The sequence below is a fragment of the Thalassotalea sp. Y01 genome, assembly GCF_012932945.1.
Taxonomy (GTDB): domain Bacteria; phylum Pseudomonadota; class Gammaproteobacteria; order Enterobacterales; family Alteromonadaceae; genus Thalassotalea_A.
This window is the reverse complement of the sequence record NZ_JABBXG010000004.1, coordinates 334,122-355,652: the sequence shown is the minus strand read 5'-3', so window position 1 is coordinate 355,652 and position 21,531 is coordinate 334,122. Positions and strand designations below refer to the sequence as shown.

Here is a 21,531-nt window from a genome sequence, read left to right as displayed (position 1 = left end):
GCAAATAACTTTAGGTAAGCCCAGAGCTGCATTGTTCTGGGCTTTTTGTTTGTGTAGAAAAATAAACTGGTAATTTTGTCTAATAAGGTCAACTATTTAGATATATATGTATTACTTATTAAAATATGAACCTGATATTGGGAGGGGGTATGGAATTAGGCGCGTTTTCACTGAGCTTAACGGTAAAAGATATTGAAGCATCGAAGAAATTCTATCAAAAACTTGGTTTTGAAGTGACCGGCGGCGATCAGGCGGAACACTGGTTAATACTGAAAAACGGTCGTCATGTGATTGGTTTGTTTGCAGGCATGTTTGATAAAAATATGCTGACCTTTAATCCAGGCTGGAACAACGATGCACAACAAGTGGATAATTTTACCGATGTGCGTGATATTCAAAAGCAATTGCGAGCGCAAGGGGTTGAGTTTGTCTCCAAGGCCGATGAGTCTACATCTGGGCCAGCCAGCTTTATCATCGAAGATCCTGATGGTAATCCGATTCTTGTCGATCAGCACCGTTAAATAAAGCAGGCTTTATGAAACCTATCGCTGCCGACAAAATTAATTCCCAACAAGGTAAACCTTTTCCTGATCCGTTTCGTCATAAGTTAGAGAAGTGCCATTGGCGTCGTTTATCAGCGCCCTTTAATTTGTCGGCACTGGCGGCGAATATGGAAACCATCGAGCCTGGCGGTCAATCATCGTTGCGTCACTGGCATAGCCATAGCGATGAATTTATTTATATTATTAGCGGCGAGCTAATATTGATGACCGATGAGGGCCGTTTTACCATGACACAAGGTATGTGTATGGGCTTTGCCGCAGGGGATAATAACGCCCATCATTTGCTTAATGACAGTGAGCAATCCGCTGTGTATTTGGCAGTAGGAAGCTGTCACCCAAATGATCAGGTCGAATACCCCGATGATGATATTTGCTGGCGCCAACAAGATGGTCAATGGCAAGCTTTTAATAAACAGGGTAAACCCTATAAATAGGTGTGTATAGCAAGATGATTAAAGCATTTAGCATCATTATCGCTACTTTTATATCAACGATGGCATTAGCCAAAAGCGTGAATTTAGAGCCTGAGATAAACCATTTGTTGCAATACGTTGCAACCACAGATTGTTTATATGAACGCAATGGTACTGCTCATAAAGGCACAGAGGCCAAGCAGCATATTAAGAAAAAATATGATTACTATGAGGATGACATTGAAACCACAGAAGACTTTATAAAATACGCTGCGACCAAAAGCACCATGTCTGGTGAATATTACTATATTCAGTGCCCAGGACAGGCAAAAGTAAAAAGCAAAGACTGGCTTTTGGCTGAGTTAGCACGTTTTCGTGATAAGTAAGCGTTCTGACCAAGGCGTTGCCATATAACTGTCATAATTGCTTCATATAATCACATTACTTTCATTAATTTGCGTGTAAAATGGTGCTCATAAGATTGCCGTTACAGGCGTGGTCGTTTTATGGGTTTTCTAGGTAAATGAATAAAGTTATTGAGGTTTTTCGTCATTTCTTCATGCTAGGCTGGGTCAGCTTTGGTGGTCCTGCAGCGCATATAGGTTACTTTCAAAAAGCCTTCGTTGAAAAACATCAATGGTTAGACAATCAAGCCTATGGCAAGTTAGTTGCGCTAAGCCAATTCCTACCTGGGCCGGGTTCGAGTCAGGTCGGTTTTGCTCTTGGTTTGCAGCGCGCCGGTTTGTTGGGTGGTTTCGCCGCATTTCTCGGTTTCACCTTACCGTCATTTCTGTTGATGTATGCCTTAGCTAAAAGTCAGACCTTTATTCAAGGTGATGTGCTCGATGGCATCATACATGGTCTGAAGTTATTGGCCGTCGTGGTGGTGGCCGATGCATGCTTGAGTATGTATCAAAGTTTTTGCAAGAACAGACTGACAGCGAGCATAGCCGTTGCCAGTTTTATGCTATTGGTGCTGTTTTCAGGTATTGGCCAACAAATGTTGGTATTACTGCTTGCTGCCGCAATTGGCGCGCTTTATTGTCAACCTGAGCAAATTGCCCAACATCGCACACAAAAGGTTAAATTTGTGCCACTTATTCTGTTTACCGTTTTGTTTTTAGCGACGCCTTACTTAGCCAGCATGTCTGGCCTGCAGCAAACCTTTGCCCATTTTTATCAATCCGGTGCCTTGGTATTTGGTGGCGGTCATGTGGTATTGCCATTATTGCAAGAAACCGCTGGGCAAACGATGAATAACGATACCTTCTTAATGGGCTATGCGGCAGCACAAGCCGTGCCTGGACCGATGTTTTCGTTGGCGTCGTTTCTTGGTGTGCATGCCGAACCAAGCATGCCTTTGATAGGCGCAATCGTAGCTACATTGGCGATATTCTTACCAGGGTTCTTATTGATCTTAGCGCTACAAGGGGCTTGGCAATCGTTAAACTCTAACGTTAAAGTGGCCGGCGCGGTGGTTGGTATAAATGCCGCAGTTGTTGGCTTATTGCTGAGCGCACTGTATTCGCCGGTGTTTGTTAGCGCCGTAACCGCGCCACAACATATGGCCTTGGTTGCCGGTGGCCTATTATTGCAACGGGTCTATAAATTGCCAATCGGCTTGATGGTCGTTGGTTTTGCTATATTTGGTTTGGTTATTTAGCTTTGACCATTTAGCTTTGGTAATTTAAATTTGAGCTTTTTATATACCGTTAATGCCGAGTAAAAGTTAAGGAAAACAACATCATGGATATATTAATTGATTGCCCAAGAGTGCAAATGCGCCACTTCACACGCGAAGACGTCGACGCGGTCTTTGAGTTTTCAGTCGATACACAAGTAAGCCGCTACACCGGTGACGCAGGTTTTGTGAGCAGTAAAGATGATGCGATGCGCATCATTAAAAACGTTTGGCTAAACGAATACGAAAAGCATGGCTATGGCCGCTATGCGCTTGTTCATAAACGCGAAAATAAGGTGATTGGTTTTTGTGGTTTTAAATATGATGAAGAGCTGAATGCACCGGATCTCGGTTATCGTATGTTGCCTGCCTATTGGCGACAAGGGCTCGCTTCAGAAGCGGTGAGCGCGTTATTGGCCTATGGCAGAGATACTCTCAACCTAGATTTAGTGGTTGCTGATGCGGCTGTTGAAAATACCGGCTCGAATAAAGTGCTGCTTAACCATGGGTTTGAATTTGTTAAAACCCAACCTTTGTTCGGTTTTAACATGAATCACTATCAAATACGTTTACAAAGCTAGCTGCTTCTCCCTTCGCAGCCATAAAAAAAGCTCAGCCTATGCTGAGCTTTTTACGTTATAACGAGCAGTCGGTATTGGCTGACTTGCTGAATGAACTAAACAAGAAAAAATAACGTATCCAATGCTCGTGTGGTGAAAAATTATACGCTTGCGGACAACTTTTTGACAAGATAGACAAAAAATTGATGCTAAATTGCTGTTTGCACAATGTTAATTATGATTATTTTGCGCTAAGGTGATGTAAGCACTTACACAAAAAATAACCAAGTGCATTTGATAAAGGTGGCAAAGATCACCAATAAAAACAATAAAAAACTCAAGGGGTTGGGTGTGGATAATACAAATGAGGCCACGGTCGTGGCATCTCTACCTGTAGAAGAACGGCTCGATATATATTGGAATGCAAACAAGCGTGTGCTTTATACCTTATTGACAGTATGGGCCTTTGTTACTTTCGGGTGCGGTATTTTGCTGGCCGATTGGCTTGATAGGTTTCAATTTTTCGGCTTTCCATTAGGATTTTGGTTTACTCAGCAAGGTGCCATGATCTTCTACGTTGCACTGATTTTTATTTATCATTTTTGGATGAAAAAAATAGAGCGCTATTGCGGCTTTATTGAACAAGATCCGGTTAAATTAACCAAACAGTTGTTGCGAGAAAACGACAAAGGAGCTTAAGCCATGGATGCGCAGCAATTATCGTTTTTGTTCGTCGGCTTATCATTTGCGTTATATATTGGTATCGCCATTTGGTCAAAAGTCGGTTCTACCAAGGATTTTTACGTCGCCGGTGGCGGCGTACCTCCGGTGATGAATGGTATGGCGACGGCTGCGGATTGGATGAGCGCCGCATCGTTTTTATCGGTTGCTGGTTTGCTTGCCTTTGCTGGCCGTGACGCGGCGGTCTATTTATTGGGTTGGACCGGTGGCTATGTTTTATTGGCGATGTTACTGGCGCCCTATTTACGTAAGTTTGGTCGTTTTACGGTTCCTGATTTTATTGGCGAACGTTTCTATTCAAAAACAGCGCGGGTTGTTGCCGTTGTTTGCTTAATCTTTATCTCATTTACCTACATTGCTGGACAGATGCGCGGTGTTGGTATCGTCTTTTCTCGCTTTTTAGAAGTCGACATTGATGTTGGCGTCTATATCGGTATGGGCATTGTCTTCTTTTACGCGGTATTAGGCGGCATGAAAGGCATCACCTACACACAAGTGGTGCAATACTGTGTATTGATTTTTGCTTTTTTAGTGCCGGCAGTATTCCTAAGTATTATGTGGACTGATAATCCGATACCGCAGTTTGCGCTCGGCGATACCTTAAATGACGGCTCAGGCATGACCGTCATTGAAAAGCTTGATCAAGTAACCACAGAGCTGGGTTTTAACGCCTATACCTCTACCTCCCGCACCATGATTGATTCTTTGGCCATTGTGGCCTGTCTGATGATAGGTACCGCAGGTCTGCCACACGTTATCGTGCGCTTTTTTACTGTACCGCGAGTCGTTGATGCACGAGCATCTGCTGGCTGGGCGTTGTTATTCATTTGTGTGATGTACACCACCATCCCATCGGTAGCGGCGTTCTCACGTATTAATCTATCGGAAAGTGTCAATGAAACCGCTTATCAAAGCGCGCCAGCATGGATTAAAAATTGGGAAAATATTGGCTTGATCGCCTGGCAAGATAAAAACGGTGACGGGGTAATGCAATACCGCTCGGGTAATGCCTTTTCCCCGGTAAAACCGCAATTTAATGATCAGCGTGGTGAGTGGGGAGAGCGACAACTTACCAACCAGTTAACCGACAATGACAACGAGATCTATGTTGATCGCGACATTATGGTTATGGCCAACCCTGAAATAGCGAGTTTACCTGACTGGGTAGTGGCGTTAATTGCCGCGGGTGCGGTTGCCGCTGCATTGTCGACCGCTGCCGGCTTGCTGTTGGTGATATCCAGCTCAATTGCGCATGACTTATTGAAAAGCACCTTTAAACCCAATTTAAGCGATCGCAAAGAGCTGTTTTATGCTCGTTTGGCGGCTGTATTTGCCCTACTTATCGCTGGTTACTTTGGTGTTAACCCACCGAGTTATGTGGCTCAAGTGGTGGCTCTTGCCTTTGGCTTGGCGGCGGCGTCATTATTTCCGCCGATTGTGATGGGCATTTTTTCCAAACGTATCGGTAAATTTGGTGCGATTTGCGGCATGCTAGCGGGTTTGGTCTTTACCTTGGGCTACATTATTTACTTTGTGTTTGTTAACCCAAGCCTTAATAATACGGATAACTGGTTATTGGGGATTTCACCTACTGGTATTGGCTTGTTGGGAGCATTTGTCAACTTTATTACCGCCTTTATCGTCAGTCACATCAAAGATGATGTACCGAATGAGGTAACCGATATGATTGATGATATTCGTATTCCAGCCGGAGCGCGCAAGGCGGTTGAGCATTAGTTCATTGCGGCCTACGCCGCAATGACGGTAATAATTAACAGACAAAGTTAATCTAATCAGCTTTTACTACATCCAATTTCGGCGCGTACTCTCTACTGTCGTGAGGGTGTTATTGAGCCATTCAAAGCCTTGTTGTTCTGGTATGTAAGGCACGCTGATACTGCCCGAGGCTAACACTAATTGCAGTGAACAAAGCTGACGTCGTTTTAAAAACCAACTTTGTATAAACTCGGTTTGCTGTACTTTATAACTTTCAAAAATATAGTAATTTACACCGAGGCAACCTTTGCGAATGTAGAGGTATTTACCATCGCTGGCCCAGCCCCAACGACGATAGCGCATATAAAACAAAAAGCTCACAAACGCAGTTGCCGCGCCAATAGGCGCCAGTGCCTGATAATCATTATGGCTAATTGCAAGGTAGCTAATGGTGGCGCTGACAGGTAACACGAACAGCAATATATTACGGACAAACAAGCGGATACTGACGCGATTAAAGCGTACATTTTTTAAATCGGCATCCGGGTAGGCGTCATCAATTAAGTGATGACACTCTTTGTGCGTCACCGAAGGGACGATGATTTTATTGCTGATTTGTCCTGGCTGAACATTGGCAATATTGGCGTTTGATTGCTCAAAGCGCAAATTGATACGTCGTAATAACACATCAAGCCAGTCTTGTTGCCAAACAATCTTTTGCAGTCGAGACAGGCGCATGGTTACTTCGGTGCGGGTAAACAAGCCACTGCGACGAATGTATTTATCTTCATATCGAGACAATTTGAAATTGTGGAACATGATGATCGAACCAATAATGCTGAGCAAACTGACCACCAGCATGATGGTGAGAAAGATACTGAGAAAGGTACCGATAATTTGCCAAATCGACTTTTCTGCAAAATCAAAGTATTGCTCTAGGTTTATCCCCCAATACATACTCCAGCTGATCAACTTGTCGATGACCTGCTCCATAAATGGCGCAATACCGGCGAGTAAAATCCATACTCGGTTATTGGTTAGGCCATGGATCACTAAATCATCGAGGTTGCGTCTATCTAGTACGGTTTCATCGGCTTCATTATGATGCTCTGTTGGCTCTGCCGGTATGGATTCACTGTCGTCATCAACCGCCATTTCTGCACTTGCACTGTTATGAATGGCGAGAATTTCTTGTTTGAGTTGCAAGGCAAAGTCTTTTTTAATGGCGACGACTTTGGCTTCTTGGCGAGCTGAACCTGCGGTATCAAATTGAATGCAGGTATAGCCAAAAGGACGATAGTAGAACGGCTCACTCAATTCAACGTTTTGAATTTTGGCAAAGGGTAAGTCGATGTATTTGCGAGAGAGTACGCCCGAGCGGATCTCAATTTGTTGATTCGATAAGCGGTATTGAAAAAAGTAAAAGCTAAGAATCGCTGATATCAATAACAAGGCCAACATGGCGTAGATGAAAGGCCACCAAAATCCGGGGTTTTTCTCTACCTGATTGTACAGAACCAATAAGCCCGGCAGGATATAGACGACATTGCCAACCAGATTTTTGATCAGCATAAGAATGAAATAAATAATGGCAATCGGCGATATGCGTTGCCACGCTACGCTGTTATTAGCCATGTAGCCCTAGGTCCTTATGCGACAAAATGTATTGACGCATGTTTTCTGCGTCAGCAAGTTCTAGCCCCGGTATTTCAAAGGTATGCATGCTGCCACCGGCGCTAAATACTTGTAGACAGGCCAAGCCTAACTTGCGATCGATCGGGCCTCGTTTTAACTCTACATGTTGAATACGCAGAATCGGCTGAGTAATTATCGAGCGAAAAATGAGACCGCTTTTATAACTAATATCCTGTTGGCGTATGGCAAAGGCTTTTTTCGGATCGGCGAAATAACGATAGGCAAAAATAATTAAACCAATAAAAGACCAGACGAAGCAGACAATACTAAAGAAGGTAAGCAGCTTATCGGGCAGTTCAACAAAAGGCTGAAACAAAATAAAAACCAATAGCAGTAAAATCACCAAGGTACTGGCTAAGCTAACCATACGGTGTGCAGGAGGATATTTTTCTGACAAGGGCTGAAAATCCAGCTGCTGCAACGAGGTGAATTGATTATGGTCAATTTGCCGATTTTCAAAATCGCTAGAATCACTATCCATGGTGGTTTTGCCAAAGTTTTTTATTTTGCCTAGCTTAACCCAATTTCAGCCTAAATTTAACTTAACCTTGGCAAAAATAAAATGCTCATAAAACGATCAAAAATAATTCATTTGTACTTTATCTAATCAAGGGTATTCTTTTTTATTTAGAACACCTTAGCTATTGTTTCTCAGCAAAAAGGTTAGACAAACATCTCCACAGCAATATTGCATACGTATGCAGGCGTAATTCCTTATGCATACGTATGTAGTCATTTGCCTTGAAACTGCAAATTAACGTAACTTTACATTAGTTATTAAAATTGCCGGTTTTTTAAGCACTATACTAATCCGAGGATATCCTGTTCTGGCAGTACGCTTGAAGGAATATGTTGATAGGAAATGGACGGATTAGCCCGTGTCCCAAAGGGACCTGAATTAAGCAAGAGTTGGAATATGGCAACAGCAAACAAAAAGCCCTTCACAGCGGCGCAGTTCAAAAAGAAAGTTTTACAGCACTTAAACTTCACCTGTTCTCAACAGGATTTCCAAGATAACCCTTCTGCGGTGCAGCGCGCTGTCTGTATGGCGGTAAATGAAGTTGTTTATGAAAAATTATCGCAAACAAACAACTATCATCAAGACAATAAAACACGTTCGATAAATTACCTGTCATTAGAATATCTGATGGGTCGTATGTTATCGAACAACCTGCATAACCTTAATTTGTTTGATACGGCGAAGAAAGCCGTTGCTGAATTAGGTTTTGAAATCGAAGACGTGTTCGAAGAAGGCCATGACTTGGCGTTAGGTAACGGTGGCTTAGGTCGTCTAGCAGCCTGTTTCTTAGACTCGTTAGCGACCATGGATTTCAATGCCTACGGTTACGGTATTCATTACCAACACGGTTTGTTCAAGCAGCAATTCCATGAGGGTCGTCAAATTGAAACGCCAGATGAATGGCGTGAATACGGTAATGCCTGGGAAGTTTGTCGTCCAGAAGCTGTGCAAGTCATTGGTGTGTTCGGTAGCGTTGAAACTATCGTTAATGCCGATGGCAGCGAAAAGAAAGTTTGGCATCCAGGACAAACCATCAAAGGGGTACCATGGGATGTGCCAATTGTTGGCTATAACTCAAAAACGGTAAATACCCTACGTCTATGGGAATCTCGTGCATCAAGTTTTTTTGATTGGGACGAGTTTAATACCGGTGCTTACCAAAGCGCACACGCAGCGCAAAATGCTGCGGAGACTATTTCTAAGGTACTTTACCCGAACGATGAAACCGAAGCCGGTAAAGAATTGCGTTTTATCCAGCAGTACTTCTTCTGTGCTTGTTCTATCAAAGACATCATCAAGCGCTATCAAGATATGCACGGTGATGACTGGTCGTTCTTTGCTGACAAAATGGTTATCCAACTTAACGATACCCACCCGACCATCGCCATTCTTGAGTTAATGCGCATCTTAATGGATGAGTATGACTTTAGTTGGGATGATGCGTTCGCATTGTGTCGTAAGTGTTTCGCTTATACCAACCACACCTTATTGCCAGAAGCATTAGAAAAATGGTCTGTGCGCATGTTTGAGCGTGTGTTGCCGCGTCACTTAGAGATTTTGTTCTCAATTAACGAATTCTTCCTAAACAAAGAAGTTGCCGCAGCATGGCCTGGTGATCACCAAATTCGTCGTCGTTTGTCATTGATCGAAGAAGGTCAGCAACAAATGGTACGTATGGCGCACTTATGTGTTGTTTCGTCATTTAAAGTAAATGGTGTTGCGCAAATTCACTCTGATCTTGTGCAAAGCGATTTATTCCCAGAATTCAATGCCCTTTACCCAGGTAAATTAACCAACGTCACCAATGGTGTGACACCGCGTCGTTGGTTGAAAGCATGTAACCCGGCACTGTCTAAATTGTTAGACAGCAAAGTGAAAACTGACTGGCCAAAAGATTTGGCAAGTCTAGCGGATGTTGCCAAGTTTGCTGATGATGCGAAATTCCAAAAGCAATTTATGGACATTAAGCATGAGAACAAGGTTAAGTTGGCTGAAGAAATTGTTAAGACGACCGGCGTAGAAGTTGACCCGTATGCTATTTTTGATGTACAAATCAAACGCTTACATGAATATAAGCGTCAGCATTTGAACTTCTTGCACATTTTAGCCTTGTACCGTCGTTTGCTTGATAACCCTGATTACGACATGCATCCTCGTGTTTATATCTTTGGTGCGAAAGCGGCTCCGGGTTACTACTTGGCGAAAGAAATTATATATGCAATCAACAAGGTAGCTGACAAGATCAACAACGATGCGCGCATTAAAGGCAAGCTGAAAGTTGTCTTTATGCCAAACTACCGCGTGACCTTGGCTGAGAAAATTATCCCAGCTGCCGATGTATCTGAGCAAATCTCTACCGCCGGTAAAGAAGCGTCAGGTACTGGTAACATGAAACTGGCTCTTAACGGTGCCGTGACAATTGGTACGCTAGATGGTGCCAACGTTGAAATTGCCGAAGAAGTTGGTGATGACAATATATTCATCTTTGGTAATACGGTTGACCAAATAAAGGCGCTTAACGCCAATGGCTACAACCCGTATCACTATTACGAAACCAACGAAGAACTAAAAGCGGTATTGGATTGGTTATACACCGATTACTTTACACCGGGTAATCCGGGCGAGTTAAGTGCCATTGCCAATAGCGTGCTTGATGGCGGTGACCCGTATCGTGTTATGGCTGACTTTGCCGAATACTGTCAGGCCAATATCGACTTAGATAAGGCCTACAAAGACAAGGCGCGTTGGGCGAAGATGGCGATTATTAATACCGCCAAAATGGGTAAATTTACCTCCGACAGATCAATACAAGATTATGTCGATAATATTTGGAAGCTCGAGCCCATGGCCGAGTAACTAAATTAGGCTGGTGCTTGCATCGGCCTTTTGTCATTTTAAAGACGTTGTTAAAAAATCGTTAAACATAAATAAACGCAGTTCAGGAAAGGAAAACTACCGATGCAACAGCAAATCGATGCCATATTACAGGCCCGCCACCAAAACCCGTATGGATTTTTGGGCATGCATGCCACTGACAAAGGCTATTTGCAAATCAACAGCTTTGTTCCAGGCGCGTTGTCGGTATGTGTGGTTGATAGTAACGGCAAGGTGGTTGCCAAGTTAGATAAGCTTGATGATGCGGGTTTTTTCAGTAAAACCACTCGCCGTAAGAAGCCTTTTGACTATCAGCTAAAGGCAGAGTTTGCCCATTCTGAGAAAACATTTATTGACCCATTTAACTGTGCGCCAGTGCTCGGTGATTTGGATATTTACTTGTTTAACGAAGGCAAGCACAAGCAGCCGTATCAAAAGCTTGGTGCGCACGTGGTTACCCATGAAGGTGTGAAAGGCGTGTCGTTTGCGGTTTGGGCTCCAAATGCAAGCCATGTCGCTGTTGTTGGTGATTTCAATAACTGGGATGGTCGCGTCCACCCGTTACGCAAGCGTCTTGATGCTGGTATTTGGGAAATATTTATTCCTGAAAACAGCAGTGCCAACACCATTGGCGATGGTTGTAACTATAAGTTCGAAGTGAAAGACCAATATGGCCATTTATTGCCATTAAAATCTGATCCGTATGGTGCTCAAGCACAATATCGTCCAGACACTTCATCTGTCATAGCGGCGCCGAGTGACTATAACTGGCAAGACAAAAAATGGATGCAAACTCGCGAGCTTCGCAATGCCCGTGATGCAGCGATTTCGATTTATGAAGTGCATTTAGGGTCTTGGCAGCGTGATGACAATAATGAATTTTTAAATTACCGAGATATCGCTGATCGGCTGATCCCTTACACCCTGGACATGGGCTTTACCCATATTCAGTTGATGCCGATCAGTGAGTACCCTTTTGATGGTTCTTGGGGGTATCAGCCGGTTGGTTTGTTTGCCCCGACGGCGCGCTTTGGTAATGCCGATGACTTTAAATATTTTGTCGATGCCTGTCACAGTGCTGGTATTGGCTTATTGATTGACTGGGTTCCCGGTCATTTCCCGGTTGATGCCCACGGCTTGGGTAAATTTGACGGTACCTGTTTGTACGAGCATGAAGACGTTCGTAAAGGCTTTCACCCAGACTGGAATACCTTGATCTACAACTACGGTCGTACCGAAGTGGCTAACTTTTTGCGCGCCAGTGCAACCCATTGGTTAGACAATTATCATATCGACGGTATTCGTGTTGATGCAGTTGCCTCTATGTTGTATCTCGATTACAGCCGAAATGAAGGTGAATGGATTGCCAATGAGCACGGCGGTAATGAAAACCTAGAAGCGGTTGCCTTTTTGCAGCAATTCAATGAAGAGTTGTATGCCGATTACCCAGGTGCCTTCTCAGTAGCTGAAGAATCAACGTCATGGCCTGGTGTGTCCAAGCCAACGTCGATGGGCGGCCTTGGTTTTGGTTATAAGTGGAATATGGGTTGGATGAACGACACCTTAGAATACATAGGTCGTGATCCAATTTATCGTCAGCATCATCACAACGAAATCAGCTTTGGTTTGGTTTATGCCTTTGATGAGAACTTTATTTTGCCTTTGAGCCACGATGAAGTGGTGCATGGTAAAGGCTCTATCTTAGGTCGTATGCCTGGTGATGACTGGCAGCGTTTTGCTAACTTACGTGCGTACTACGGTTTTATGTGGACTCATCCGGGCAAAAAGTTGCTATTTATGGGTTGTGAGTTTGGTCAATCTGCCGAATGGAATTATGAACAAGCGCTAGACTGGCACTTGCTAGATCATGACAGCCACAAAGGTGTGCATGCGCTGATCAAAGACCTAAACCGTATTTATAAAGATACCCCTGCATTGCATCAGTTGGACTGTGAAAAGCAAGGTTTTGACTGGGTCGATTATGAAAACTCAGCACAATCAATTTACAGCTACATTCGTTACGGCAAAGATGGCAGCAACCCGGTGTTAGTGGTTTGTAACTTTACCCCAGCCGTGCACCACAATTTCCGACTAGGCGTGCCAAAGTCTGGTTATGCGAAAGAGATATTTAATTCAGATGCTGGCATTTATGGTGGCAGCAACGTCGGCAATGTCGACGGTGCAAATAGCCAAGCAACACCATGGCAAGGTTTCGATCAGTCAATCGAAATAACCGTACCGCCATTGGCAACCTTAATCTTTGAGCTGGTATAGGGCATAACAGCAAATGCACATCCTTCCCGGTAAAAACTACCCGCTTGGTGCCAATTTTGATGGTCAAGGCACCAACTTTGCGTTGTTTTCAGCGAATGCAACCAAAGTCGAGTTGTGCTTGTTTGATACCGTCAGCGAAAGTGAAATTGAACGCATTGAACTGAGCGAATATACCGATGAAGTTTGGCATATTTACTTGCCTGAGGTGAAGCCTGGTTGTTTGTATGGTTACCGTGTTTATGGTCCTTACGAACCGCATAATGGTCATCGCTTTAATCCATCAAAGCTGTTGCTTGACCCGTACGCGAAAAAGCTCACCAAAAGCTTTAGTTGGTCCGATCATCATTACGGTTATGACGTGCAATCACGTCAGCAAGACCTAGTGATTGAGCATACTGACAACGCCGGTTTTATGCCAAAATGCGTGGTTACAGAGCCATTACCGAAAGTCGAGCATAAGGTTCGTATTCCAGATAACGAAGCCATCATTTACGAAGCACACGTGAAAGGCTTCAGCAAATTAAATAAAGACATTGCTCAGCAAAAACGCGGTACTTACCAAGGTTTGGCTGACAAAAAAGTCATCAAATACCTACAAGAACTTGGTATCACGTCGATTGAACTTTTGCCGATACATGGCTTTTTTGACGAAGCGTTCGCTCTAGAAAAAGGCTTGAAAAACTATTGGGGTTATAACTCGATGGCGTTTTTTGCGCCGGAGCCGAGATACGCCCAACAAGAAGAGCTTAGCGAATTTAGAAATATGGTGGCCGCCATTCATGACGCTGGCATGGAGGTGATCCTCGATGTGGTATACAACCACACTGCCGAAGGCAATCACCTTGGGCCAACGTTCAGCTTTAAAGGCATCGACAACGCCAGTTATTACCGTCTCGAAAAAGAAGACAAGCGTCTTTATGTAAACCACTCGGGTTGCGGTAACACCTTAAACCTGGCTCATCCACGAGTATTGCAAATGGTCATGGACAGTTTGCGTTACTGGGTAGAGATTATGGGCGTTGACGGGTTTCGTTTTGATTTGGCGCCGATCCTTGGTCGCAAAAACTATCAAAACAACGATAACTTTGACTCCTATACCGCGTTCTTTACCACCTTACGTCAAGACCCTGTGCTGGCCGATGTGCGCATGATTGCCGAACCTTGGGACATCGGTCACGGCGGATATCAATTGGGGCAGTTCCCGGGTAACTGGCAGGAGTGGAATGACCGCTACCGTGATGCGGTAAGACGTTATTGGCGTGGTGACGAAGGTATGGTGCCGGAGTTAGCGAGACGCTTGCACGGCAGTGGAGATATTTTTGAACACCACGGTCGCCGACCGTATGCCAGCGTTAATGTGGTTACCACACACGACGGCTACACCTTGCACGATTTGGTCACCTTTGAGCAGCGTCACAACCATGCTAATGGTGAAAATAATCGCGATGGCCATGGTAGCAATTTCAGTTGCAACTACGGTGTTGAAGGTGAAACCCAAGATCGCCGAATTAATCAAGTTCGAAGTCAGCAAAAACGCAATATTCTAGCCACCTTGTTCCTATCGCAAGGCACGCCGATGTTGTTGGCGGGCGACGAACGCAACAACACCCAACATGGTAACAACAACGCCTACTGTCAGGATAATGAAATAACCTGGCTTAACTGGCATAAAGAAGATGAAGAGCAATTGCGCTTCGTCCAGCAGTTAATCAAGCTGCGCAAAGAACATCCATTATTAAACCGCTTGCACTATCAGCACGGTCAAAAGGTTTCAAAGAAAACCGGCCTGAAAGATTTGAGTTGGTTTAATTGTCATGGTGAACCCATGGATGAAAGCAACTGGCACAATAAAGCCCTAAAGAGCTTTGCCATGATGCTTGCTGAAACGAACCATGACCGCAGAAGTTTGTACGCCAAACAAAGTCAGTTCTGTGACATATGTGACATCACCGTCGATGACGGCTTGTTGATCATATTCAATGCGCACAGTCACCCGACTCGCTTTCAATTGCCTAAGTTGAAAGGCGTATGGACCGAAATAATAAATACCGCCAACCTGGACGCCGTTATCACCTGCAATCGCATAGATGATACCGAGCTCAGCGTAGAGGCGCACAGCATGATAGTGCTGACATATAGCCAATTTGATACTCAGGAATGATATTATGACACCAATGCAACAGCTTGCTGAACAAGTGGGCTTTCACCCGAGTTATAAGGATTGCTACGGCAATACCGTATTTGCTAATCAGGATGCGCTAAAAGCCCTGTTAGAAGCAATGGATTATGACTTATCTTCTGATGAAGTAATTCTGGCAGCAGCAGAACAATTAAAAAATGGTGTGTGGCAACGCATGCTTCCCGCTACCCATTTAGTTAAAGCGGAATTGAGCCAGTTCACCGCACCACTAAGTATCAACAGTGCCTTAAAAACCAACACCGTTAACTGGACTTTGGCGCTTGAGAATGGCCAGTCGTTAAATGGCAGCCAAGACCTCGCTGATTTGGCAATTATCAATGAAGGCAACGTTGATGGTGTGCATTACCAAAAATTAGATTTGCCATTACCACCGCTGACTGAGGGTTACCACACCTTAACGGTCAGCGTGAATGGCAGCAGCGAAAGCTGTCATATCATTGTTGCGCCAAAAACTTGTTTGTCGCCTAATGAAGTGGCAGATTACCGCATGTGGGGTTTAGCGGCGCAATTATACTCGCTTAAATCGGACAACAGTTGGGGCATGGGCGATTTTGGCGATCTGAAAAACCTAGTGTCTGAATCAGCCAAGCGCGGCGTTACCGCCATCGGTTTAAACCCCTTACACCCATTGTATCCAAATAACCCAGGTCACATTAGCCCGTATTCACCAACTAGTCGTTGTTTCTTAAACACCATGTACATTGATGTGACGGGTGTTGCCAACTTTGCTAGCTGTAAGCCGGCACAGGACTTGGTTAATTCAACCGACTTTAAAAAGCACGTGAATGACGCCAACAGTAAGGACTTCATTGATTACCCTTACGCGGCACACCTGAAATTTCAGGTTTTAGAGTTATTGTACCGTGACTTTGTCGCCAATCATTTGCCGAAAAACAGTGCTTTTGCCGATGCCTTCAATCAATTTGTTAGCTTGATGGCTGATGACCTGTTAGAGCTTGCCACCTTTGATGCCTTGTATGAGCATTTTCGCAATATCGACGAGAACGCTTATGGCTGGAAAGCATGGCCAGTAGAGTTTCAAGACCCACATAGTGAACAAGTTGAAGCCTTTAAGAAAGAAAACGCTGAGCGTATTGGTTACTTCAAGTTTTTACAATTCCTAGCGGATAGCCAGTTGGGCGATGCGGCCAGTGAGGCGAAAAATAATGACATGCCTGTTGGCTTGTATATGGATTTGGCGGTAGGTTGTGACGGTTCAGGTGCTGAAGTATGGGCAGATAAACACAGCTATGTTGCCGGTGCAGCGGTTGGCGCGCCACCTGATGCAATGAACACTTTAGGTCAGGACTGGGGCTTAACGCCAATTAATCCTGTGGCACTGATCGAGAAAGGTTATATGCCTTTGGTGAAAGCTTTGCGCAGTAACATGCGTCACGCTGGCGCTTTGCGTATTGACCACGTATTGGGTTTGATGCGTCAATACTGGGTTGCACCAGGTATGGCGGCAGATCAGGGTATTTATATTACCTTCCCACTGGAAGAAATTTTCCGCATAATTGCCCTAGAATCACGTCGCAATAACTGTGTGGTGATTGGCGAAGACTTGGGTAATGTGCCGGACGGTTTTGGCGATGTTATGGCCGAGTCTGGCTTGTTGTCGTACAAAGTGCTGTTTTTTGAGCGTTGGGAAAATGGCTTATATTTCCGTCCAGAGTTATACCCTGAGCAATCTATGGTTACGGTATCTACCCATGATTTATCAACCCTAGCTGGTTGGTGGACAGGCAATGACCTGAAATGGCGTCAGGATTTGAATTTATACCCGAATGAGCAAATGGGTATCGACGAACGTGCTGGCCGAGTTACCGACCGTGAACAATTATTAGCGGCATTGGAATACGAAGGCGTGCTTAATCGTGATGAGTTTCCATCAGCCAAGCCGGCGCAAATGAATCATGCCCTGTCACGAGCAGCACAAGCGTTCTTAGCGAAAGCGCCAAGTCGTGTGTTGTTGGTGCCATTGGAAGACTCACTAGGCTTACATGAGCAAGTAAATATTCCTGGTACGGTTGATGAGCATCCAAACTGGCGTCGTCGTTTACCTATTAATATCAATGATTTTTGGTCACAAACCGATATGTTAAACCTGGTTGATGTTATGAATCAAGAACGTCCAAAGGGTGCCTAATGGCACCTTTCACAATGAAGATTTTATGGGGGAGTTAATGAAACATTTAACGTTAGTATCTTCAGCAATCGCACTATCGTTAGCCTTAAGCGGCTGTGATAGCAGCGATAACAAACAGCAACAAGCAGAACAAGTGGCGCAAACAGAACAAGTCACGCAAGCAGAACAAGAGATTGAAGTAACCGCAACGGATGATCAGCAGCAAAAAATTAGCATTGCGCCGATCAGCAGCCAATTACCACATTACCTAGAACGTGATGTTCGTGATGAAGTGTTTTACTTTGTTATGCCAGACCGTTTCCACAATGGTGATGTTGACAATGACTTGGGCAGCAAAGACAAGCCTGAGTCATATGGTGGCTTTGATCGCAGCAGTAATGGTCACTACCACGGTGGTGATATGAAAGGCCTGAAAGAAAAACTGCCATACCTACAGGAAATGGGCATTACCGCATTGTGGATGACGCCTATTATGCGTAATCAGGCGGTGCAAGGCGACAGTTCTGGCTATCATGGTTACTGGGTGTTGGATTTCACCGAAATCGACCCGCACTTAGGCTCGAATCAGGATCTTGTCGATCTGATTGATGAAGCACACAAGTTAAACATGAAAGTGTTCTTCGACATTATCGCCAACCACACAGCCGACGTGATCAAGTTTAAAGAGTGTCACGGCGAAAACGGCGATCAGTGGCTACATGAAACCCCTGGTCTTTGTGATTATAAAACCAAAGAGCAAGTTGCGAATGGCGATAGCTATACGGAATTTGTGCCTGAAGGCAAAGAAAATCTTAAAGTACCTGCTTGGTTAAATGACCCTAAATATTATAACAATCAGGGTGATAGCCTGTGGAAAGGTGAAAGTGCGATATACGGCGATTTTGCCGGCCTTGATGATATCAATACCGAAGATCCTGAGGTTGTTAGCGGCTTAATCGAAGTATTTAAAGGCGTTGTCTCTGAATTCAAACCGGATGGTTTTAGAATTGACACTGTTAAGCACGTTAATATGGAATTTTGGCAAGAGTTTTCACCGGCGATTCTCGAGCATGCTAAAGCTGAAGGCATTCCACAATTCTTTATGTTTGGTGAAGTGTACGACGGTGAACCGAAAAATCTGAGCACCTTTGTTAATGACGGTAAATTACAGTCTATTCTTGATTTTGCCTTCCAAGGTGCGGTTCATCGTGCGTTGATCGAAGGTAAAGGCAGTGACGAATTGCAAAAGCTGTTTGATCAAGACCATTTATACAATGGTGAGTATGGCGATGCCTCGACCTTGGTAACCTTTACCGGTAACCATGATATGGGTCGCTTTGCCTTTATGCTTAATGACAAACACCCGCAAATGACGGAAGCCGAAAAGCTCGAGCGTATCAAATTATCGAACGCATTAATGTACTTCTCTCGCGGCATTCCTGTGGTCTATTACGGCGACGAACAGGGTTTTGTTGGAGACGGTAATGACAAAAACGCGCGTCAGGATATGATGCCATCAAAAGTAGCCATCTATAACGACGACGACTTGCTTGGCACCGACAAAACCACCGCCGACGACAACTTTGACCAAAGCCATGTGTTGTATCAAGACTTGGTTGGTCTAGCCAACATTTATGGTCAGCACAAAACGTTACGTCAAGGTTCGCAAGAGGTGATGTATTCACAAGCTACGCCGGGCATCTTTGCGTTTACTCGTACTGACGATGAATATCAATATTTGGTTGTCGCAAATACGGCCAATAGCGAGCAAAATGTCGACTTACAGATGTCACTACAGGATTATCGTCCTATCGTTGTTGCCAAAGATAAGACCGAACAAGCTGGCGCCATCAACATAAATTTGGCACCACTTAGTTACGCTATTTACCGTAGTGAGAAATAATTTTAGCGGTAAGTAAATAGAAAAAAAAGGCCGGATAATCCGGCCTTTTTTATTCTCAGCGAAGGTGCCATCGCAACGGTTTTATTTGCTCTTTATCAGCACCAAGTCTTGTTGTCTGGGAATCAAGTAGCGGGCACCATCTTCGGTAATTTCCACCATTTCTTCAACGGAAATGGTTTTCACGCCGCCATCTTCAAGATGCCAGCTATGAAATCCATCAAAGGCAAAGACCATGCCTTGCTTTAACTTTTTTTGTGCTGCAGGCCTCGAACTTGGGCTGTGTGAGCCACCAAGATTTGGTCCAGTATCATGGGCAACATAACCCACCGGATGCCCGGTACTCCAGATCACAGGTAGTGATTTGGCCAGCACCATTAACTCTTTTTGCGCCGCGTCTACCTCAACGCCTTTTACGCCAGGCTTCATTGCTTTAAACGCTTGATAACCGCCCGCTTTGGCGTGTTGCCAATAACTAGCGATGTCAGTTGGTGCTGTTGTTTCATTGGCTCTGAGTACATAAGCAAAGCGCTGAATGTCGGTTACCCAACGATCGTAAACGCGAATGCCGAAATCGGTTTGAATCACGTCGCCGGGCATGATCACCTTGTCGGTGGCATGGGAGTGACCGCGATCGACACCGGAGTTCACGTTAGGGTTTTGATCAGGCGCCCAGCCATCGCTGACACCATATTGTTGCATCTTTCGCTTTAAGAACGCAGCAACCTCGGCGTCAGTGGTTTTACCGGGTATAACCTGCTGATAAGCTTCTAGCTGCCATTGCGCGGTCAGCTCTGCCGCCGCGGTCATGATGTCGATTTCTGCCGGCAGTTTAATCGATAACCACTCATATACCAGCTCTTCAGATGATACCAACTTATCGGTTAGACTTTTGCCAAGCGCCTGTTGCAAGCGCATGCGTTGGCTAAAGCTGAGGCCATCGGCTTGAGCATTCTTGTCAGAATTGTTAACAGCAATACGTTGAAATTGTTGCTGCTTGATGAAAGCTGCCGCTTGTTTCATGCTCGACTCGCCCTTTTTCACGGCGATGACTTTATCGTGAATACCGGCTTCGCTTAAGGCGGTGGATTCACTCTCAGGTGAAAAGGCCACGGATTGTAAGCCCTTGTCGCTGATATAAAACAACAGGCTGGCTTCACCGCCGGCGTTTTCGCCACCGACATGATCCGCTAATGGATCGTTGTCATTTTCGCGGCAAATAACCACCCAGGCATCGACATTCGCCGCTTGCATCGCCTGAGGTAATAGCTGTGCGATTCGTTGTTTGCGAATTTCAGGCCAAGGTGATGGGCCTTTAAAATCATATTGGCCAGCTGCATTAGCGCTGCTGACTATAACCATTAAGGCGAGCAATAAAAAACGTCTCATATCGATAATTCCTTGATTCTATTTGCATTAACTGTACTGACAATTGCCGTAAATGCAAATAGCTAATGACCGATAAATATCGAACTTTAAGTAAAATACATAATACATAAAGTAAAGTTTATTTGACATGGTTTAAAAAACACTCTATTGTTGTGTTAAGTCAAGTTTATTTTACATTATGACAAGTGAGGTATACCAATGGTTAAGCAAGATTTACAAAATGAACATCAACAGTGGCAGACAGAGCAAAAGCAAAAGGTCAAAACACTTGGCCTATGTACATTTGTCTGGTTGATCGCAACGGCGTTATTGGCATTTGGCCCTAAATTTTTATGGGACTTTAATACGCTGCTAACGGTTATCGCGGTAATTGTTAACTTACTAACCGGTACGGCGATGATCATGGCCAATCGTGCTCATTTGCGCTCACTAGATGAGATGCAGCAGAAAATTCAAAGTGAGGCGATGGCCTTATCACTTGGTGTCGGATTGGTGGTCGGCTGTTGTTATCAATTATTGCACAATGTGCGCTTGATTAGCTTTGAACCTGAACTGGCACATATGGTTATCGTCATGTGTCTGTCCTATATGATTGGCATGATCAAAGGTGGAGTGAAGTATCGATGAACAACCGCTTAAAAGTATTGCGGGCTGAACGTGACTGGACTCAAGCTGATCTCGCCGCCGCACTGCGGGTATCGCGACAAACCATCAATGCGGTCGAAAAAGGTAAGTTTGACCCGAGTTTGCCACTGGCGTTTAAAATAGCCCGACTGTTTGAATTAAAGATTGAAGAGATATTTAGTGAAGACTAGTTTCATGGGGTCAGAACACTTGAAACTAACTCTCTTTTAATCTGCAAATTAAATTAAGCTAA

The 21,531-nt window shown here is 44.4% G+C and carries 17 protein-coding genes; 14 read left to right on the top strand and 3 right to left on the bottom strand.

Features of this window, described 5'->3' with window-relative positions:
• Positions 1-149: 149 nt before the first annotated feature.
• The 7 genes from HII16_RS08170 to HII16_RS08140 all read left to right on the top strand — a co-directional run bounded on the left by HII16_RS08170 (position 150) and on the right by HII16_RS08140 (position 5,695).
• A complete protein-coding gene (locus HII16_RS08170; protein ID WP_169129139.1) occupies positions 150-521 on the top strand; it encodes a VOC family protein in 372 nt (123 codons plus the stop codon).
• 14 nt (positions 522-535) lie between these two features.
• Positions 536-997: a cupin domain-containing protein gene (locus HII16_RS08165; protein WP_169129137.1), complete on the top strand. Its 462-nt coding sequence runs from the start codon at positions 536-538 to the stop codon at positions 995-997.
• A 14-nt stretch (positions 998-1,011) separates the two neighbouring features.
• The gene (locus HII16_RS08160; protein WP_169129135.1) at positions 1,012-1,362 is read left to right on the top strand and encodes a DUF5329 domain-containing protein; all 351 of its coding nucleotides are present in this window, start codon (positions 1,012-1,014) and stop codon (positions 1,360-1,362) included.
• A 137-nt stretch (positions 1,363-1,499) separates the two neighbouring features.
• Complete coding sequence (gene chrA / locus HII16_RS08155) at positions 1,500-2,639, top strand: chromate efflux transporter (RefSeq protein ID WP_169129133.1); 1,140 nt, start codon at positions 1,500-1,502, stop codon at positions 2,637-2,639.
• 83 nt (positions 2,640-2,722) lie between these two features.
• Complete coding sequence (locus HII16_RS08150) at positions 2,723-3,238, top strand: GNAT family N-acetyltransferase (RefSeq protein WP_169129131.1); 516 nt, start codon at positions 2,723-2,725, stop codon at positions 3,236-3,238.
• 390 nt (positions 3,239-3,628) lie between these two features.
• Entirely contained in the window at positions 3,629-3,916 is a 288-nt protein-coding gene (locus HII16_RS08145) for a DUF4212 domain-containing protein (RefSeq protein WP_169129236.1), read from the top strand.
• A gap of 3 nt (positions 3,917-3,919) precedes the next feature.
• The gene (locus HII16_RS08140; RefSeq protein WP_169129129.1) at positions 3,920-5,695 is read left to right on the top strand and encodes a sodium:solute symporter family protein; all 1,776 of its coding nucleotides are present in this window, start codon (positions 3,920-3,922) and stop codon (positions 5,693-5,695) included.
• Positions 5,696-5,761: 66 nt separating this feature from the next.
• On the opposite strand, the gene HII16_RS08135 is transcribed toward HII16_RS08140, so the two are convergent.
• Together HII16_RS08135 and HII16_RS08130 are read right to left on the bottom strand one after the other, a co-directional pair.
• Entirely contained in the window at positions 5,762-7,309 is a 1,548-nt protein-coding gene (locus HII16_RS08135; protein WP_169129127.1) for a PH domain-containing protein, read from the bottom strand.
• Positions 7,302-7,850, bottom strand: coding sequence for a PH domain-containing protein (locus HII16_RS08130; protein WP_169129116.1), 549 nt, complete (start codon positions 7,848-7,850; stop codon positions 7,302-7,304). Before HII16_RS08130 ends, HII16_RS08135 begins: the two co-directional genes overlap by 8 nt.
• A 435-nt stretch (positions 7,851-8,285) precedes the next feature.
• Here HII16_RS08130 and HII16_RS08125 point away from each other — a divergent pair, with 435 nt between their 5' ends.
• From HII16_RS08125 to HII16_RS08105, 5 genes are all read left to right on the top strand, one after another.
• The gene (locus HII16_RS08125; protein WP_169129110.1) at positions 8,286-10,745 is read left to right on the top strand and encodes a glycogen/starch/alpha-glucan phosphorylase; all 2,460 of its coding nucleotides are present in this window, start codon (positions 8,286-8,288) and stop codon (positions 10,743-10,745) included.
• 102 nt (positions 10,746-10,847) lie between these two features.
• Positions 10,848-13,037 (top strand): 1,4-alpha-glucan branching protein GlgB, encoded by a 2,190-nt coding sequence (gene glgB / locus HII16_RS08120; protein ID WP_169129109.1) that lies wholly within the window; start codon positions 10,848-10,850, stop codon positions 13,035-13,037.
• A 13-nt stretch (positions 13,038-13,050) separates the two neighbouring features.
• Positions 13,051-15,198, top strand: a complete 2,148-nt coding sequence (glgX, locus tag HII16_RS08115) for a glycogen debranching protein GlgX (protein ID WP_169129108.1) — start codon at positions 13,051-13,053, stop codon at positions 15,196-15,198.
• A 4-nt stretch (positions 15,199-15,202) separates the two neighbouring features.
• The gene (malQ, locus tag HII16_RS08110) at positions 15,203-17,386 is read left to right on the top strand and encodes a 4-alpha-glucanotransferase (protein ID WP_169129107.1); all 2,184 of its coding nucleotides are present in this window, start codon (positions 15,203-15,205) and stop codon (positions 17,384-17,386) included.
• A 37-nt stretch (positions 17,387-17,423) separates the two neighbouring features.
• Complete coding sequence (locus HII16_RS08105) at positions 17,424-19,268, top strand: alpha-amylase family glycosyl hydrolase (protein ID WP_169129106.1); 1,845 nt, start codon at positions 17,424-17,426, stop codon at positions 19,266-19,268.
• Between the two features lie 81 nt (positions 19,269-19,349).
• Here HII16_RS08105 and HII16_RS08100 read toward each other — a convergent pair whose 3' ends face one another.
• Positions 19,350-20,654: a M24 family metallopeptidase gene (locus HII16_RS08100; RefSeq protein ID WP_169129105.1), complete on the bottom strand. Its 1,305-nt coding sequence runs from the start codon at positions 20,652-20,654 to the stop codon at positions 19,350-19,352.
• Positions 20,655-20,852: 198 nt separating this feature from the next.
• Here HII16_RS08100 and HII16_RS08095 point away from each other — a divergent pair, with 198 nt between their 5' ends.
• Positions 20,853-21,281, top strand: coding sequence for a hypothetical protein (locus HII16_RS08095; RefSeq protein ID WP_169129103.1), 429 nt, complete (start codon positions 20,853-20,855; stop codon positions 21,279-21,281).
• Positions 21,278-21,469, top strand: coding sequence for a helix-turn-helix transcriptional regulator (locus tag HII16_RS08090; RefSeq protein WP_169129101.1), 192 nt, complete (start codon positions 21,278-21,280; stop codon positions 21,467-21,469). The genes HII16_RS08095 and HII16_RS08090 overlap by 4 nt, the downstream gene beginning before the upstream one ends.
• Positions 21,470-21,531 lie beyond the last annotated feature (62 nt).

What these genes read in the sequence shown, in the direction of transcription:
- HII16_RS08135 (WP_169129127.1), bottom strand. Translation starts at nt 7,309, where the DNA reads ATGGCTAATAACAGCGTAGCGTGGCAACGCATATCGCCGATTGCCATT.
- malQ (WP_169129107.1), top strand. Translation starts at nt 15,203, where the DNA reads ATGACACCAATGCAACAGCTTGCTGAACAAGTGGGCTTTCACCCGAGT.
- HII16_RS08125 (WP_169129110.1), top strand. Translation starts at nt 8,286, where the DNA reads ATGGCAACAGCAAACAAAAAGCCCTTCACAGCGGCGCAGTTCAAAAAG.
- HII16_RS08105 (WP_169129106.1), top strand. Translation starts at nt 17,424, where the DNA reads ATGAAACATTTAACGTTAGTATCTTCAGCAATCGCACTATCGTTAGCC.
- HII16_RS08165 (WP_169129137.1), top strand. Translation starts at nt 536, where the DNA reads ATGAAACCTATCGCTGCCGACAAAATTAATTCCCAACAAGGTAAACCT.
- HII16_RS08160 (WP_169129135.1), top strand. Translation starts at nt 1,012, where the DNA reads ATGATTAAAGCATTTAGCATCATTATCGCTACTTTTATATCAACGATG.
- glgB (WP_169129109.1), top strand. Translation starts at nt 10,848, where the DNA reads ATGCAACAGCAAATCGATGCCATATTACAGGCCCGCCACCAAAACCCG.
- HII16_RS08095 (WP_169129103.1), top strand. Translation starts at nt 20,853, where the DNA reads ATGGTTAAGCAAGATTTACAAAATGAACATCAACAGTGGCAGACAGAG.
- HII16_RS08150 (WP_169129131.1), top strand. Translation starts at nt 2,723, where the DNA reads ATGGATATATTAATTGATTGCCCAAGAGTGCAAATGCGCCACTTCACA.
- HII16_RS08100 (WP_169129105.1), bottom strand. Translation starts at nt 20,654, where the DNA reads ATGAGACGTTTTTTATTGCTCGCCTTAATGGTTATAGTCAGCAGCGCT.
- HII16_RS08170 (WP_169129139.1), top strand. Translation starts at nt 150, where the DNA reads ATGGAATTAGGCGCGTTTTCACTGAGCTTAACGGTAAAAGATATTGAA.
- HII16_RS08140 (WP_169129129.1), top strand. Translation starts at nt 3,920, where the DNA reads ATGGATGCGCAGCAATTATCGTTTTTGTTCGTCGGCTTATCATTTGCG.
- HII16_RS08130 (WP_169129116.1), bottom strand. Translation starts at nt 7,850, where the DNA reads ATGGATAGTGATTCTAGCGATTTTGAAAATCGGCAAATTGACCATAAT.
- HII16_RS08090 (WP_169129101.1), top strand. Translation starts at nt 21,278, where the DNA reads ATGAACAACCGCTTAAAAGTATTGCGGGCTGAACGTGACTGGACTCAA.
- chrA (WP_169129133.1), top strand. Translation starts at nt 1,500, where the DNA reads ATGAATAAAGTTATTGAGGTTTTTCGTCATTTCTTCATGCTAGGCTGG.
- glgX (WP_169129108.1), top strand. Translation starts at nt 13,051, where the DNA reads ATGCACATCCTTCCCGGTAAAAACTACCCGCTTGGTGCCAATTTTGAT.